Annotated in this window: 18 protein-coding genes; 11 read left to right on the plus strand and 7 right to left on the minus strand. The window is 61.8% G+C overall.

Annotated elements, in window-relative coordinates:
* Positions 1–15: 15 nt before the first annotated feature.
* The gene (locus FJ949_RS18550; protein WP_140498164.1) at positions 16–396 is read right to left on the minus strand and encodes a 4a-hydroxytetrahydrobiopterin dehydratase; all 381 of its coding nucleotides are present in this window, start codon (positions 394–396) and stop codon (positions 16–18) included.
* Between the two features lie 156 nt (positions 397–552).
* Here FJ949_RS18550 and FJ949_RS18555 point away from each other — a divergent pair, with 156 nt between their 5' ends.
* From FJ949_RS18555 to fae, 7 genes are all read left to right on the plus strand, one after another.
* Entirely contained in the window at positions 553–1524 is a 972-nt protein-coding gene (locus tag FJ949_RS18555; protein ID WP_140498166.1) for a beta-ribofuranosylaminobenzene 5'-phosphate synthase family protein, read from the plus strand.
* A 30-nt stretch (positions 1525–1554) separates the two neighbouring features.
* Entirely contained in the window at positions 1555–2448 is an 894-nt protein-coding gene (locus FJ949_RS18560) for an NAD(P)-dependent methylenetetrahydromethanopterin dehydrogenase (RefSeq protein ID WP_140498168.1), read from the plus strand.
* A 46-nt stretch (positions 2449–2494) separates the two neighbouring features.
* On the plus strand, positions 2495–3556 hold the full coding sequence (locus FJ949_RS18565) for an ATP-grasp domain-containing protein (protein WP_224519076.1): 1062 nt from the start codon (positions 2495–2497) through the stop codon (positions 3554–3556).
* A complete protein-coding gene (gene mch / locus FJ949_RS18570; protein ID WP_140498170.1) occupies positions 3553–4509 on the plus strand; it encodes a methenyltetrahydromethanopterin cyclohydrolase in 957 nt (318 codons plus the stop codon). Before FJ949_RS18565 ends, mch begins: the two co-directional genes overlap by 4 nt.
* Before the next feature lie 51 nt (positions 4510–4560).
* The gene (locus FJ949_RS18575; protein WP_140498172.1) at positions 4561–5508 is read left to right on the plus strand and encodes a RimK family alpha-L-glutamate ligase; all 948 of its coding nucleotides are present in this window, start codon (positions 4561–4563) and stop codon (positions 5506–5508) included.
* Between the two features lie 12 nt (positions 5509–5520).
* Positions 5521–6381: a triphosphoribosyl-dephospho-CoA synthase gene (locus tag FJ949_RS18580; RefSeq protein ID WP_140498174.1), complete on the plus strand. Its 861-nt coding sequence runs from the start codon at positions 5521–5523 to the stop codon at positions 6379–6381.
* Positions 6382–6529: 148 nt separating this feature from the next.
* Positions 6530–7036: a formaldehyde-activating enzyme gene (gene fae, locus FJ949_RS18585; RefSeq protein ID WP_140498176.1), complete on the plus strand. Its 507-nt coding sequence runs from the start codon at positions 6530–6532 to the stop codon at positions 7034–7036.
* Between the two features lie 135 nt (positions 7037–7171).
* On the opposite strand, the gene FJ949_RS18590 is transcribed toward fae, so the two are convergent.
* Complete coding sequence (locus tag FJ949_RS18590) at positions 7172–7963, minus strand: HisA/HisF-related TIM barrel protein (protein WP_140498178.1); 792 nt, start codon at positions 7961–7963, stop codon at positions 7172–7174.
* Between FJ949_RS18590 and FJ949_RS18595 the strand changes: the two genes are divergently transcribed.
* Positions 7913–8959: a hydantoinase/oxoprolinase family protein gene (locus FJ949_RS18595; RefSeq protein WP_140498180.1), complete on the plus strand. Its 1047-nt coding sequence runs from the start codon at positions 7913–7915 to the stop codon at positions 8957–8959. The genes FJ949_RS18590 and FJ949_RS18595 overlap by 51 nt on opposite strands.
* Positions 8960–8979: 20 nt before the next feature.
* Here FJ949_RS18595 and FJ949_RS18600 read toward each other — a convergent pair whose 3' ends face one another.
* From FJ949_RS18600 to FJ949_RS18620, 5 genes are read right to left on the minus strand one after another with little or no spacing between them, the layout of a single operon-like run.
* Entirely contained in the window at positions 8980–9564 is a 585-nt protein-coding gene (locus FJ949_RS18600) for a DUF447 domain-containing protein (RefSeq protein WP_140498182.1), read from the minus strand.
* The gene (locus tag FJ949_RS18605) at positions 9565–10959 is read right to left on the minus strand and encodes a DUF6513 domain-containing protein (RefSeq protein ID WP_140498184.1); all 1395 of its coding nucleotides are present in this window, start codon (positions 10957–10959) and stop codon (positions 9565–9567) included.
* Positions 10952–11503, minus strand: coding sequence for a flavoprotein (locus FJ949_RS18610; protein ID WP_140498186.1), 552 nt, complete (start codon positions 11501–11503; stop codon positions 10952–10954). The genes FJ949_RS18605 and FJ949_RS18610 overlap by 8 nt, the downstream gene beginning before the upstream one ends.
* A 3-nt stretch (positions 11504–11506) precedes the next feature.
* Positions 11507–13333, minus strand: a complete 1827-nt coding sequence (locus FJ949_RS30700) for a (5-formylfuran-3-yl)methyl phosphate synthase (protein WP_140498188.1) — start codon at positions 13331–13333, stop codon at positions 11507–11509.
* A complete protein-coding gene (locus FJ949_RS18620; RefSeq protein WP_140498190.1) occupies positions 13330–13584 on the minus strand; it encodes a hypothetical protein in 255 nt (84 codons plus the stop codon). The genes FJ949_RS30700 and FJ949_RS18620 overlap by 4 nt, the downstream gene beginning before the upstream one ends.
* A 38-nt stretch (positions 13585–13622) precedes the next feature.
* Between FJ949_RS18620 and FJ949_RS18625 the strand changes: the two genes are divergently transcribed.
* The 3 genes from FJ949_RS18625 to FJ949_RS18635 are packed head-to-tail and all read left to right on the plus strand — an operon-like array spanning position 13623 to position 16318.
* On the plus strand, positions 13623–14852 hold the full coding sequence (locus FJ949_RS18625; RefSeq protein ID WP_140498192.1) for an ABC transporter substrate-binding protein: 1230 nt from the start codon (positions 13623–13625) through the stop codon (positions 14850–14852).
* A 21-nt stretch (positions 14853–14873) separates the two neighbouring features.
* The gene (locus FJ949_RS18630) at positions 14874–15845 is read left to right on the plus strand and encodes a YVTN family beta-propeller repeat protein (protein WP_140498194.1); all 972 of its coding nucleotides are present in this window, start codon (positions 14874–14876) and stop codon (positions 15843–15845) included.
* A 29-nt stretch (positions 15846–15874) separates the two neighbouring features.
* Positions 15875–16318, plus strand: coding sequence for a hypothetical protein (locus FJ949_RS18635; RefSeq protein WP_140498197.1), 444 nt, complete (start codon positions 15875–15877; stop codon positions 16316–16318).
* Positions 16319–16359: the final 41 nt, after the last annotated feature.

Raw genomic sequence — 16359 nt, forward strand, 5'->3', positions numbered from 1 at the left:
AAACTCCGACCGCGCTTAATCATATTTGATGTAAGCGAAGCGTTGATCGGTCGCCGGAGTTCCCTCCAGCGCTCCGCCTTCCTTGGCCGGCTGCCACTGGACAACGTCCTCGATCTTTCTCGCCAACTCGAAGTCCTTGTCGGTGATACCCTTCGCCGCGTGATTCATCAGGCGTACCTCGACCCAGGCATAGGAAGCGGTGATATCGGGATGGTGCCACGCCGCCTCGGCGAGATGGCCAACCGTGTTGATGACCATCAGCGTCGACTTCCAGCTGTGGGTCTTGTATTTGCGCCGGATCCAGCCGTTTTCGTAGCGCCATTTCGGCAGCTCCTTCTCAAGCCGGTCGGCAATCTCGGCATCCGAATAGACCTTCTCCTTGACCGTTTCGCTCATCTCGACCTCCCCTAATTGCTCGGTCCGTCAACACGACAGGCCAAGCAGAAACATGAATGCACTCTCTTTGGCTTGCTCCCTCGACGAAAACAGTTATCATCGTGTCGGGCACCTAAACTTCCATGATGCATCCATGATGCACCCATCGGGGGGCAGATGTCGAATTTTGTTACCGTACGAGTGCCCGCTCGCCTTCACCTTGGCTTCCTCGATCTCAATGGCGATGCCGGACGTCGCTTTGGCAGCGTTGGGCTTCCGTTGAGTGAACCCGAAACCGTTGTCACCCTGTCGCGGTCCGGCGAGACCATAGTCGAAGGTTCCGAGAGCGTTCGCGCCGGTGAGCACTTGTCGACGCTCTGCAGGCATCTCGGCATTCGCGGCCAGCACCATTTGGTGATCGAACAGTCGATCCCGAGTCACGCCGGCCTTGGGTCCGGCACGCAGATCGCCCTTGCCGTCGCCTCTGCATTGCGAACGCTCCACAACCTGCCTCTCGATGTCGCCGGCGACGCGACCCTGCTCGAACGGGGCGGCCGATCTGGAATCGGCATCGCAAGTTTCGAAGACGGCGGCGTGATTGTCGACGCGGGCAAGGACGAGCGTGCCGGACCGCCTCCGGTCGTGGCGCGGCTGCCGTTTCCCGAAGAATGGCGCGTCATCCTCATCCTCGACCATGCCGGGCATGGACTGCATGGCGAGGCCGAGGTCGCGGCATTCCGTTCACTGCCACCCTTCCCGACGGCGGGCAGCGGCGAGATCTGCCGGAGGGTACTGATGGGTATCATGCCGGCCTTGGTCGAGCGCGATCTTGCGGCATTCGGCGCTGCCGTCACCGCGATACAGATGCTGATCGGCAGCCATTTCGCTCCGGCGCAGGGCGGTGTGTTCACCTCAAAGCGGGTCGAGATGGTCGCTCACCGTCTCAATAAAGCGGGCGCCGTCGGGATCGGCCAGAGTTCCTGGGGACCCACAGGGTTTGCCTTCGCGCCGTCGCATGACGCCGCGCTCAAATTCGTCGGCGCGGTTCAGAAGACAGCCGTTGAAGACGGCCTTCAGATCAAGATCGTCAAAGGCAGGAACTCCGGCGCGAAGATCAGTTCGACCGGACTCGGTCTCGTCGGCAGCTGACGCTTCAGATTCCAAGCAGAAAGGCGAGAAATGGCCCGCAAACATATCCTGCATATGCTGACGCCGTTGAAGCACATGAGCCCGTTCGACGTGAACATGGCGCTCGACGCTGGCTTCGACAGCGTGGTCCCCTATGTCGATGTCGATCTTGGTGAGGTGACAGGCCTGGTTCAGGACGCGATCTTTTCGCGCCCGCCGGATGCGGGTGTCGATACCGGCATCTTTATCGCCGGGAAGGATGCTTCGTTGGCGCTCGACATGTTCGATGCCGCGAAGAAGGCGATGGTGCCGCCTTTCCAGGTTTCGGTATTTGCCGACCCGGCCGGCTCGTTCACCACGGCCGCGGCGATGGTGGCCAAGGTCGAGAAGGCGTTGGAGAAGAAATTCGAGCGCGGGCTGAAGGACACGAGGGTGGCTGTTTTCGGCGCCACCGGCGTGGTTGGCTTCTGCACCGCCGTCATCGCGGCAAGGGAGGGCGCCCGCGTCACGCTTGTCGGCCATGACGGCATCGAAAGGGTGAAGCAGATCGCTGCCGAGATCAAAAGCCGATTCAAGATCGGTGTCGATGCGGCTGACGGATCGACCGATGCCCGGAAAGCCGATCTGGTCGAAGCAAGTGAGGTCATACTGGCTTGTGCGAAAGCCGGCGTCCAGGTGGTTTCAAAGGCCCAGTTGAGAGGAAGCGGCTTGCTTATCGCCGCCGACGTCAACGCGGTCCCGCCCGCAGGCATCGAAGGATTGGCCGTCAATGCCAATGGCGACCCGCTAGAAGCGGCAAAGGTCGTCGGGATTGGCCCGCTTGCCATCGGCAACGTCAAATATAAGGTCGAGTCTGGCCTTTTCAAAAGAATGATCGAATCCGAAAAAACGATCGCGCTCGATTTCCAGGAAGCGTTTTCCCTTGCACGCGAGATTGCCAAATAGCGCCAGATCTCTGCTGATCGCGGCGATTTCAGGCCGGGCATTGGCCATGGCTGCGCGGCGTGCGGGCTATCGTCCGTTGGTCGCTGATTTCTTCTGCGATACCGATACGGTTGCGCTGGCAGAACGAACGACCAAGCTGCCGGGCAACCTACAGGACGGCATCGACGGCGAGCGCATCATCGAGACGCTTCGGGACCTGGTCGGCGAAGACCAGCCGGTCGCCGTCGTCCTGGGCTCGGGTTTTGAGCGGATGACGGAGACTGTCGACGCCGTCGCTCGCCATTTTCCGCTTGCCGGCAATCGCGGCGCGGCGATCAGCAGGATCAAGGACCCGCAACTGCTGGCCGCGGATTGTGCCGAACTCGGCATCCCACATCCGGAATTCCGGTGGGATCGACCGCCTGAGCCAGACAGTTGGGTGGCCAAGACCGTGGGCGGCGCCGGGGGTGGGCATATCAGACAGGCGGCCGGAGAAAGCCAGACCACCGGCCGCTATTTCCAGCGTTTCGTCGCCGGACGCAGCGTCTCGGCCCTCTTCGTCGGCGACGGCCAGGCCGCGCGCATCGTCGGCTTCAGCCAACAATGGACTTCTCCCGTCTCCACGGCGCCCTACCGCTATGGCGGGGCCGTGCGGCTGAGACGCTTCGACCGCAGGCAGGCGGCGGTCATCGGCGGCTGGCTTTCAGCCCTGACGCGCCGTGCCGGCCTGGTTGGATTGTGCAGCGCCGATCTCATTCGCGGATCGGATGGCTACAAGCTCATCGAGATCAATCCGCGGCCAGGCGCCACGCTGGACATTTTTGACGAGGCCGACGCGCCGCTGATCGAAGCACATCTGCGAGCTGCAACCGGCGGAACTTACCGTTTGCCACGCTTCGTCGATTCGATGGCTTCAATGGTGACCTACGCCGCGACGCCAATCGCGCGGTTTCCGTCGATTGCGTGGCCCGAATGGACCGCTGACCATCAGTCGCCCGGCACTCCTCTGATTGCCGGCGACCCCGTCTGCACCGTCTTCGCGCGCGGTCCGAACGCCGATTTGACCAGGCGGCTCATCAAGGGGCAAGCCCGCCGGTTGCAACTCCAATGGGAAGGAGACCGGACATGAAAGACGGTTCGGCATTCCTGAACGACAATGCACAGCGCATCGCTGACGGCATGATCAGCGACGCCGAACGGCTGCGGATCGCCGCTTCCAAGGGAACCTTGGGCGAGCTCCTTATCGATGTCGGCGCCAAGGCGCCCGGCAGCATCGAGGCCGGGCTGCGCATGGCGGAGGCGGCGATGGGCGGTCTCGGCAGCGTTTCGGTGTTCATGGACCGCACGGAGCGGAAATGGCCGTTCACCGTCGAGGTGCGCTCGTCGCAGCCCGTACTGGCCTGCCTAGGCAGTCAATATGCGGGCTGGAACCTGTCTGCCCAGGACTATTTCGCCATGGGATCGGGACCGGCGCGGGCACTCGCCCGCGTCGAACCCCTGTTCGACGCGCTTTCCTATCGAGACACCGCATCGTCCGCCGTGCTTATCCTGGAGACTGCCAAACCGCCTCCCCCAGCAATCGTCGAGAAAGTGAGCAAGGCAACCGGACTGGCAACCGACAAGCTCACCTTCCTCTACGCGCCGACGCAAAGCCTTGCCGGCAGCCTGCAGATCGTTGCGCGCGCGCTCGAGGTTGCCCTGCACAAGGCCAACGATCTCAAATTTCCGCTGGAGAACGTTGTCGACGGCATCGGAGCGGCGCCAATCCCCGCCCCCCACCCGGATTTCCTGACCGCCATGGGCAGAACGAACGATGCCATCATCTATGGCGGCAGCGTCCAGCTCTTCGTAAAAGGGTCGGCAAAAGAGGCCAGCAACCTCGCGGAGAAACTTCCGAGCCGCGCCTCACGGGACTACGGTCAACCCTTTGCCGAGATCTTCAAGCGGTTCAAGGGGGATTTCTATGCCATCGATCCACTGTTGTTCAGCCCGGCCGAAGTGATCGTGACGGCGATCGAAACCGGCGACACGTTTCGCGCTGGCCGGCGTGATCCAAAGATGCTCGAACGGAGCCTCGGTTAGCATGGCGGCACAAAGAGACCCGTCCGTCATCCGCCACATCCGAGGCACCACATGATCCCTCGCATCCTGATCGTCAGCGACAATTCGGACACCGGCTCAAGTGGCCTCGCGGCAAGGCTTGGTCGACGGGGCGCTATTGTTGCAACCGTGCCGCTGGCGGCGATCGCGTTCGACACCGGCAGCCCGGGCGGACTTTCGATCCCCGGTTTCGGCGGTGCGCTGCCCGATGCCGTGCTCGTCCGTTCGATCGCCGCCGGATCGTTCGAAGCGATCACCCGGCGCCTCGGGGTACTGCACGCGCTGAGCCGGCTGTCGGTTCCCGTGTGGAATTCGGCGCAGGCGGTCGAACGCTGCGTCGACAAGTCGATGACGACTTTCCTCTTGAAAAATGCTGGCCTGCCAACGCCACCGACATTCGCCGTCGAAGGACTTGCCGCCGCCAAGGAGATCGCGGCGCAGGAGCTTCGGGAGGGACCGCTGGTGCTGAAACCATTGTTCGGGGCGCAAGGCCGCGGGATAAGGCTGATCCGTACGCTCTCCGACCTTCCCGCCGCAGACGAGGTGAACAGCGTCTACTATCTCCAGCATTATATGTCGCGCGCCGGCCCGCCCTTCCGGGATTTCCGCGTTTTTGTCTGCGCCGGCGAAACAGTCGCGATGATGAGCCGCAGCAGCGACGACTGGATCACGAACGTCAACCGGGGTGGCGTGCCGGAGCCGGTTTCGGGACCTGGCAAGGCTGAGCTGGCATCGCTGGCTGTCGCCGCGTCAGCCGCCGTCGGCGCGGATTTCGCCGGCGTGGACATCGTGCGAGCCGACGATGGCAGCTTGTTCGTACTCGAGGTGAACAGCATGCCCGCCTGGTCAGGACTGCAATCGGTGGTCGCTGTGAACATCGCCGAAGCGATCGCCGATGCCCTGCTGAAATTCCTGGCCGACCGCACCGAAGCGACCGCCGCGCCGCGGCCCTTCCGTTTCACCGCGCCGGCGAATTCGTAACGGAGCGGCAGGATGGCGTTATCGCGTGAACGCCTCCGGGCTAGCTACAAGGATGCCTGCCGGATGGAGATCGAAGCTCTGAAGCCGGGCAACGTCCACCTGTTCGCCGACGGACACGGCATGTCCGCCGCCCAGTTCATGATGAGTGCCGAGGTTTCGTCCGAGCCGCTGACCGATCCTCGCCTCTCGGTCGGGCAGCGCATGCTGGAGGCGGTGCGTGCGACACGCCTGGCGGTAGCAACCAACACCAATCTCGGCATCGTCCTCCTGGCGGGGCCTCTGATAGGCGCCGCCGAAATGAGGAGTGGCAGCTTGCAGGACAATCTCGACTCGCTGCTGCGCGCGTTGAGCATGGACGATACCAGGGCAGTGTTCGAGGCGATCGCCATGGCAGCGCCAGGCGGCCTGGGAGATGCCGCGAATGATGTGCGGCAGGAGCCGAAGGTTCATCTCTTGGAAGCAATGCGGGAGGCTGCCGACCGCGATATGATCGCCCGCCAGTATGACACCTGTTTCGGCGACGTGTTCGGGGTAGGGCTGGCCGCGCTGGTAGGGGCGCTAGCTCGCGGAGAAAGCGGCATGTGGCCGACCGTGTTCGCCTATATGGCGTTTCTCGCAGGCTTCCCCGACAGTCACGTGGTGCGCAATCACGGAATTGAAGTCGCAAATCAGGCACGACAAGACGCTCTTGCCGTTCAGGCGGCGCTCCATGCCAACGGCGACGAGCCGTCACGCATTCGCCTGCTCATGGAGTTCGACCGCCGGCTGAAGGCGGACAAAGTCAACCCCGGCACCTCGGCCGATCTGACCGTGGCTACTCTTTTAGTCCACACTCTAGGCACTCGCTTGCATAATCGCGGCGTTGGTGCTTGACTTCCAAAAGCGGGAGCTGTGCTTCCGCGGCTATCTAGCCAACCGGTCCGGGCAATCCGGGCGCTGCCAACAAGGATAGCTGTCCATCGAGCGCCTGCTCGGTTGCAGCGTCCGTGGACATCATAATTGTGTCTTGGAGGAAATTGGCATGGCAAAAATCTCGAAGGTAATGGTCGGTGAATCGCTGGTCGGGGACGGCAACGAAGTCGCGCATGTCGACCTGCTCATCGGGCCGCGAGGGAGCGCAGTCGAAACGGCATTTTGCAACGCGCTCACCAACAACAAGGACGGTTTTACCTCGCTTTTGGCGGTGATCGCGCCCAATCTTCAATGCAAGCCCAATACGGTGATGTTCAACAAGGTCACGATCAAGGGCGCCAAGCAGGCTGTACAGATGTTCGGCCCGGCGCAGCACGCCGTTGCAAAGGCAGTGCAGGACAGCGTCGCGGACGGGACAATTCCGGCAAACGAAGCGGACGACGTGTTCATTTGCGTTGGCGTATTCATCCATTGGGACGCGGCCGACGACGCCAAGATCCAGAAATACAACTACGAGGCGACAAAGGAGGCCATCCAGCGCGCTATCGCAGGAACCCCGACCGCCGCCGAAGCCACCGCTCAGCGCGACAACGTCAAGCATCCGTTCGCGGCCTAGACAAGAGACAGCCCCGCACAGGAAAAGCCATCTTCCGAAACGGATGGTCTGTTGCGCCGGCTGAAAAGGGTTCTGGGCTTTTGAAGCGACACTCCCGAAGGGCGCCCGCCTTTCGGGGGTGAGGAGCAACTGTGATCAGGCGCCGAGCGACGCCAGGTGACCAGGTGTGAGCGTGGCGTTGTGCAGTGAGGTTGCGACCAGCGCTGCGGCGATGCCCATCGCTGACAATGCGTGGATATCGTTGTCATCGCGGACGCCGCCGGCCGCGATGACCGCGCGACTTCCCGCCTTGGCCTTGACCTCCTCCAGCCGCCTGAAATCCGGGCCGGCGGCCGCACCGACTTTGGCCAGCGTCATGACGATCACCTTTTGCGGCCAAAGCTCGGGCTCAGCGAGAAGAGAACGCGGTCCGCAAAAATCATCGCCAAAGAAGTCAAGGGACAGGATGAGATCGGGATGATCGCGAAAATGCCGGAGCAGCACATCGTCCTGCTGCGATTCGGAGCCCAACACGGGGCACACCGAACGTTCAGCAAGCGCCGCCAAAAGCGTTTTCCTGTCTGCTGCGCCGGCATCGACCCAGAGCTCAGGCGGCTGCGTCATCGCCCTCAGCCGGGCAAGTGCGTCACTGTTTGGAGTACCGCCTCCAATGGCGTCCAGATCTGCGATGTAGAAGGTCGAAAAGGGATAAAGCGTGCGCAACCCTTCGGCGACGGCGAGGACATCGGAACTTCGGCTGAGCGGCGTAACGATCGGCCGGTAGCGATCGCGTTTTCCTTGCTGGGCGCGAACCACCTCGCCGCCTTTCAAGTCGAGAACCGGAATGATGCGCAACGCTTTTCTCGCCAACCAACTGCTGTCATGAAAGCTTGAAGTGTGGAAAAAAGAAAGAGCATCATTGCGGGCTTCGACATTGGCGGCGCGCATCTGAAGGTGACGCGCGCGCAAGGCGGCCGCATCGTCGGCGCGGTAACGATCGCCACGCCGCTTTGGCAAGGGTTGCACAGCCTGACCTCGGCTCTCGACGAAACAGCCCCGATCTATGCGGAAGCCGATCTCAACGCGTTCACCATGACGGGCGAACTATCGGACATCTTTGCGTCCCGCGATATCGGCGTGACAACGCTGCTGGGTCAGATTTCCAATCGTTTTCCCACAGGCGAAAAGCTGATCTATGCCGGATCATCCGGCTTTGTCGAGGTCGAGCAGGCAGCGCGGCTGAGCACTGATGTCGCCTCCGCCAACTGGCACGCGACAGCCTCTTTGGTGGCAAAACTGGCCGGCGATGCCCTGTTTGTCGATATGGGCTCCACCACCACCGACATTATCGCCATAAAGGACGGCGCCGTCGTCAATGAGGGCTACACCGATGCCCGACGGCTTCTGACTGGTGAATTGGTCTATACCGGTTTCACCAGGACATTCCTGTTCGGTGTAGCCTCGTCTGCTCCGGTCCATCGAAGGCTGACGCCATTGATGAACGAGTATTTCGCCTCGATCGCCGACGCGCACCGGATCCTGGGCGTGCTCGATGAGGAGGACGACATGCACCCTTCCGCCGACGGCAAGGAAAAGACCGTCCACGGCTCAATCGCGCGACTGGCGCGCATGGTCGGGCGCGACGCCGCTGAACTTTCGCCGCCGGAATGGGGTGAAGTCGCACGCTGGTTCAGCGAGCAGCAATTGCGGAAAATCCACGACGCAGCATCCCTGGTTGCCTGGGGTCTTGCTCAAGATGTTCCGATCGTCGGCGCCGGAACGGGCCGCTGGCAGATCAGGCGGCTGGCCGAGCGCATGGAACGTCGCTTTGTCGATTTCGCCGACATCGTCCCCGCCCATAACGCTGTTCGCGGCGAGGCCAGCCGCGCCGCACCAGCATCGGCGGTGGCGCTGCTGGCTGGATATCGATCGCAAGCAGCGTAGCGGCGCTCGCGTCGTCACGCTCACGCGTCCTCGCTGCTGGACCCTTTGACGGCCAGGTGATCGCTGACACGCTGCATCAGCCAACCCCAGGCTTCCCGTTCGTCGGCGCCGGCTGTCTTTTCGATAGAGATCGAAAGATACGCGATCTCGGCCTCGATCTTGTCGCGGGGTAGCATGCCGAGCCGGCTGACCAGGATGGCCAGTTCCAGAACAGCCGCCTTGGCACGGTTAAGGCCGGTGAAAGGCGCATGCATTTCCTCTCGAACCACGCGGCAGAAATGGCGAGGGCGCACGCCATCATCGTCAACGCTCTCGACTTCGAGAACTGAATGCGCCAGCGCAGTCGCCAACCGGGGAACCAGAAAATCTTCAACGGGAACGGTCGGCCAGTCCTTGCGCCCGGTCAGGCATCCAGCGAAGACGCGCACGTCGTCGGTGTAGTTGGCGATGGCGAACGGCACCGCCGCCAGATTGTCGAGCGTAACCGAGGGACGAAACGGTGCGATGACCCAGCCGTCTTTTTCGGAGATTATGCCGATCGGCGCGATATGGACCTTTCCTGTCTTGTCGACAGTGGTGATGATTGTCTCGCGAATGTAAGGCACCTAGCCCTCCTTCTTCGCGCGAAGCGTTTCGCCCGGTTCGGCAAGACGGGTACGGTCGGTTTCGGGAGCCGGTGCGGCAACGCCCCATGCGAGCGGCTCGTCCTGAACATAGCGCTTGCCGAGGCGCCACGCGATCTCGGCCTTCGTCAGTTCCGAGCCCAGATAAAAAGCATGCGCACCATCGGTCTCCACGCCAAGTCCGGCGAAGAATTCGAACGCATCCGTGGCAACCGCGTGCCCTTTGCCGTTGAAAATATGAATGCCGTCCTCCGCTGCCGCGATACGGTAGTTGGCGTCGCGCACCTCGGCCGCCAATCCAGCGATATCATCGGTCGAGGCCGTGAAGGGCTTGCGATCGTGGATCTGCAGCAAGCCTGGGTGATAGCTACGCGGCAGTGCACCGTCATTGCGGGCGGCGAACATGATGCGACGGGCAATGTCGTGCTCCTCGATCGTCCGCACCGTGTGAGGGCTGACATGTACGGCTAGCACGTTTCGAATCCCGAGTTCCGAGCAGAGCCCCGTTAGAACGGCCGTAACGCCGGAACTGTCGGCGTCGGTAAGTTCGGTGAGATTGCCGGTGCCCATCAGCAATTCGATCTTCGGCCAGCGGCGGCGCGCCTCGATGAAGCGGCCGAGCGATTGGGCGAAGCCGGAGTGGATCGGATCCAACACGGGATCGGCGATAAAGGAAATGCCAGCCCTTTGCGCCGCATCGATGGCGCGGCCAAGCGAATCCAGATCGCCGGGGGCGGACGGGATCAACACTGCCGTAGCCCCATGGCCGAACACTAACGGCAGCGTGTTCTCGTCGAGGCTGAGAAGATAGTCCGCACCGGCGCGTGCACCGATCGACAGTTCGTCCGCGCTGGCCGAATCGACGCTGACCTGAAATCCTTGTGCCTTGAGCTCGCGCACAGCCTCCGACAGCAACGGAAATGGCGTTTCAGGCAGGCAGCCAAGATCGATGACATCGGCGCCGGCCGCAGCTAGCGTCCCCGCCCGCAGCGTGAGCGCTTCGATCGACAGCATTGGCGCATCGACGATCTCGGCGAAGATGCGCATATCGTGACGCGTAAGATCCGGCGGCTCGCCGACACGGCCGAGAAAGGCCGGCAGGTCCGCGATCTCGTCAGGACCGCGCGCAAAGGGCACGCCGAAATGGTTCGACAATTGCTCGATATCGCCGCGATAGCGCCCTGGCAGGATAAAGCGGTCAACGGCGTTGGGCGCGATGAGACGCCGCTTTATGATGTCTTCGGTCATCAGTGCGGCGACCTTGACACCTATGTCGACCACCTCCCACGAAAACTCCGTCTCGCCCAGACCGGATAGCAGCTTTTCCAACCGTGCCCTGGCCAGATGTCCCGTGAGAAAGACCAGCCGCTCAGCCATGGCCGGACAGCTCGGCCCGGCGTTGCTGAACCGCCGCGTTGAGGTCCGTGAGCGACTCGACGACCTGGGTTCGTTCGAACCCCTTCAGCCGCTCGGTGTTTTCCAGGTCAATCCTGCGCGGATAGACTTTGACCAGGCCATGCGGCGCCATGGTTTCGAGTTCGGGTGCGGTGTCGCAGGCAAAGACGATGATCGGCACGCGGCACTTTCCGGCTTGCGCAAAGACGTTGGTGGCAAGCGTATCGGATATACCCCAGACGCATTTGGCAACCGTGTTGGACGAGGCAGGCGCCACCACGACCGTGTGGTAGACGCCGTGGTAAAATTCGCCGACGGGAATGGCGCTCGCCGTCTTGTCGTGCAGCACGCGCGTCGTCTCCGGAAAATCGAGTTTGAGCTTGTACATGCGCAGCACTTCATTGGCGGCTTTCGACACGAAGACATCGCAATGTTCGAGTTGGCGAACAAGTGCGAAGCTCTCCGTGAAAAAATGCCCGGACCCCGTCAAAACCCACGCCCAGCGCGGCACGTGCAGCTTCACCATCGGCTATCCTGCCTTCTTTGCCGAGCGGGTCGAAGCCATAATCCCGATGCCGGGCAGCTTGCCCGATGCGAGTAGCGCGCCCGCCTCGGCGGCATCCTTCGGACCGGCGAGACGGAAATCGATGCCGTCGGGCAGCATGGCGGCAAAGCCTGGGTCGACAATGCCCCTGGCCTTCAGGCTGTCAGGGGTATCGTTGTCGAAGAATGCATCGGTCTGCTTGATAAGCAACAGCGCGTTCGCGCCAAGCTTCCCGCCAAGCCAGGCAGCCAGGGAATCGGAGGTAATGTCCCAAGAGGCCGGAAGGTCCGGTGCCGGCAACGCAAGTGACGACGGCAGCCACACCGGAACCTTGCCTTCGTCCAATGCTCGCACAATCTCCTCCAGCGATCGTGCCGGCGTCAGTCTTTCGTCCCGATCGAGGATGATTTGGCCGAACTGCTCCATGGCGAGGATCGCCATGGCATGTGCGGCGGTGTCGGAAAAATCCATGCGGGTCTGCGTCTCGCGCACCTGATCGGCAAACAGGCCGCCGCCGGGCACGATGACGATCGGTAACCTGGAACCCGCCAGCGCCGCGATCCAGCTCGTCATTTCCGCCGCATGGGCAGTGCTGCCGCCAAGCTTGACGACGGCCCGCCCGAGGACGTCGGAGCCTTGCTGGCGCGGCCGGGAAACACTGCCTCTGTCTTTCCGGCCGGCAGAGCCGGAGGCGACACCGCGTCTTGCCGATTGGCGCTTGCGTTCGATCTCGACGCCGACACCGCCAGGCCCGAGCTCGAGTTTTTCCACCCTTACCGTGACGCGCACGACGCGCTGGCTCTCCAGAACGTGCGCCGCCACTTGCTCGGCCAAAGCCTCGCTGAGCTGAATGTGCCCCCGCGCGACGATGGTGCGAATGCCATCCATGATGATGTCATAGGAGAACACATGGCGCATGTCCTCGGGATGGTCGGTGACTTGCAGCACGTCGGCGATCACATCAAAGCGCACCTTTTGAGTATGACCATGCTCGAAGCTGTAGGCACCGATCTGGACCGGCAGAACAAAATCCCGCACGAAAATCCTGTCCGTGCCCAGTGTCGGATCGGTGCCCGGCGAATAGCCTCTCGCTGCCAACAGGCGATAGTCGATGCTCGATTTACCGCCCGTCCCAGGCTCTGCCGGGACCAATTCGCGAATCTGCGAGACCGCCTCGGCGCTGATTGAACCCGCGCGGTCGGCATGGCCACACAGCGCGCCGCGAAAGCCGAGGAAATCGGGAGCGAAAGGCAATAGACGTGGAATATCCGGGGCTTCGAGCGATCCGCTCAGGCCAACCATCAGACCGAGCGACTTGGCTCGATCGACGAATCCCGGAATCCGCTCCGGTGGCAAATGGTCGAGCAGCCGGCCCTTTCCCTTCTGCGCGGTATCAACCATCACGCCGTGGAAGCGGTGCCTGCCGAATACCGGCAGGAGCTCGAAGTCCGGCGCCAGATCGGCAAAGAGCACAGCGATCAACTTCGTTCGCGCGGCCAGCGGTTCGAGCGCCTCCGCGCAGGCAGGGATGTGAGCCGATGGGAAAAACCCGATCTTGACATAATCGACGCCGGTCGCCGCGATCTCTTCAGCCTTGGCGCGGATCGTTTCGGGTTCCATCGGCAGGTCGCCGCAGACCGCGCTGACCGGAGCCCGACCAGCGATGAACGAAATCGTTCGGCGGATGGTTTCCGTGGGTACCGCGCCCAACGCTCCCGCCTTCGGATCCTTCAGATCGACGATGTCGGCGCCGCTCGAAAGAACGATCTCCGCCTCTTCGATGCCGGTGACGCTGGCCAGCATTCTGGTCATTTGAACAGTTTCTCCAGTTTGGAGGACAAGATCTTTTGTCCTTCGTCCGCTTGATTCTCGCGCACGTCGCGGATGACATAGATGCGAACGACCTCGAAATCGAAGATGGCAATCTTTTCAGCCGCCATGGCATGTTTGTCAAAAAGACACCGAGCCAGGGCAGACGCGAAAAGTCGTCCGATAGGGTTTGATAAATTTTGCGGGTCGGCTAAGTTGACCATGGGCACCTGGACTTGGCGCTGCTCCGACACCCGTCGGACCTCAGCGCAAGAATGGGTAATTACTATCGATGACGAGCGCGGTGCCGGGCACTCTCGCCGCCTTTTTGTGCTTTTTTTCCCTGACCGTCAACGCTCCGGGCGCGATAGCCCAGGAAGCGGCGGCGAAGCCGGAAAAAAAGGTCACTGAAATCAAGATAGGGTATTTGCGGGCCTACGCGCCGCAATTGACGCTTTCCATGCTCGACCTGCCGCCGCGTGATGAAGGTGTCGCCGGCGCCACTGTGGCAATCGGCGATAACAACACCACCGGAAAATTCACCGACCAGAAATTCAGCCTCGACGTGACCGAGATCAAACCCGAAGCCGACGCGGTTCAGGCATTCGAGGACCTGATCGCCAAAGGTGACCACTATGTCGTCGCAGACCTCTCGGCCAAACAATTGCTGTCGATCGCCGATATAGCCCGCGACAAGGGCGTGCTGATCTTCAACATCGGTGCCACCGACGATAGCCTGCGCGAGGAGGACTGCCGCATCAATGTTTTTCATATCGCGCCGACGCGCAGCATGCTTGCCGATGCGCTGGCGCAGTATCTCATGGTGAAGAAGTGGCCGAATTGGGTGCTGCTCTACGGCTCGCATGAGCAGGACCATCTCTACGCCGACGCGTTGCGCCGCGCGGCAACCCGTTTCGGCGGCCAGATCGTCGCCGAGAAGGAATTCAAGGACACCGGCACGGCCAGGCGTACCGACACCGGCGCCACGCAGATACAGCAGCAGATTTCCGTATTCACGCAGGATCTGCCGGAGCACGACATTGTGCTTGTCGCCGACGAAAGCCAGGTGTTTGGCACCTACGTGCCCTACCGCACCTGGACGCCGCGGCTGGTCGCCGGCACGGCCGGGCTTGTTGCATCGTCGTGGCATCCCGCCAGCGAGCAATGGGGCGGCATCCAGATGCAGAGCCGCTTCCTGAAGACGACGGGCCGGCGGATGCTTTCCAAGGACATGTCGGCGTGGACAGCAGTGCGTGCCGTCGGCGAAGCCACCACGCGCACCAAAGGCGACGATGCCAAAAAGATCAATGACTACATCCGGTCGGGCGATTTCTCGGTTGCCGCCTTCAAGGGACAGAAGCTCACCTTCCGCAAATGGAACCTCCAGCTTCGCCAGCCGATCCTGCTTGGCGACACCAAGTCGGTCGTTTCGACATCACCGCAGGAGGGCTATCTCCACCAATTCTCCGAACTCGATACGCTTGGTATCGATCAGCCGGAAACGAAATGCGTTCTCAAGTAGGGCCAAAGGGGAGGAATTTGCGTGCAGACACGAGCTTGTGCATTCGCCATTCTCGCGGCCGGCCTCACGGCCAGCCCGGCATCGGCCTATACGGCCTACGTTTCCAACGAGAAGGACAACACGATGACGGTCGTCGACACGGCCACCATGCAAGTGGTGAAGACCGTCGAGGTCGGCCAGAGGCCACGCGGCATCACCATCTCGCATGACGGCAAATTCGTTTATCTTTGCGCCAGTGATGACGACACGGTCGAAATCATCGACACCGCGACGCTGCAGATCGTCGGCACGCTGCCATCTGGCCCCGATCCCGAATTGTTCGTGCTCTCGCCTGACGGCAAGACGCTCTATGTCGCCAATGAGGACGACAACCTCGTCACCGCCATCGACGTCGAGAGCAAGCAGGTCATGGCCGAGATTCCAGTCGGCGTGGAACCGGAAGGCATGGGTATCAGCCCTGATGGCAAGACCATGGTCAACACCTCGGAAACCACCAGCATGGCGCATTTCATCGACACTGGCACCCACGATGTAACCGATAACGTACTGGTCGACACGCGCCCGCGCTTTGCCGAATTCAAGCCGGACGGCTCGCAGGTCTGGGTCAGCGCCGAGGTCGGCGGCACCGTCAGCGTCATCGATAACGCCAAACGCGAAGTGGTGAAGAAGATCCAGTTCGCGATTCAGGGATTGCGGGCTGAGACCATCCAGCCGGTAGGCATCGCCATCAGCGCCGACGGCAAGAAAGCCTATGTCGCGCTCGGCCCGGCGAACCATGTCGCCGTGGTCAATACCGACACCTACGAGGTCGAGAAATACATCCTCGTCGGCCAACGCGTCTGGCACCTGGCCTTCACACCCGACCAGAAAACGCTGATCACCACGAATGGCAACTCCAACGACATCACGTTCATCGATACGGCGACCGACGAGCCGGTCCAATCGCTCACCGTAGGCCAGCAGCCTTGGGGTGTGGCCATTTCGCCCAAATAGCAGACATTGATCATGGGGAGGATCGCGACATGAAATTTCGCCATAGGTTTATCTTCGCCGCGCTCGCCGGGTTTGTGCTTGCTCCGATCGGCGCAAGCGCGGATGACGCAACGCCAAAACCCTCGCGTGCCAGCAAGAACCTGCCGGAATTGATTATCGGCTCGGCCGATTCCACCTATGCCGTCAATCAGAAGGATTTCGAACTGATCGCCGGCCAAGGCTATCGGTGGAAGATCACCTCCAAGGGCGGTTTCGAATACAAGTTCGTGACCGACCTGTTCCGCAATGTGTGGATGGACCAGATCGTCATCGACGATCTGGAGGTGCATATGGACGGCGGACCGGCCTGGCTGGAATTCGACGACGCGGGAACAATCCAGGTGCAATTCCACACAGTTCGCCCGGGCGAATATACCTGGTCGGTTCCCGACCTCGCCGACAAGGGCCTGAAGGGCAAGATCACGATCAAGTGAGACCAAAGGCAATGAGGCGCGCTAGATAGCAGTGCGTCCTG

It is taken from the genome of Mesorhizobium sp. B2-4-1 (assembly GCF_006442185.1).
Lineage (GTDB): Bacteria > Pseudomonadota > Alphaproteobacteria > Rhizobiales > Rhizobiaceae > Mesorhizobium.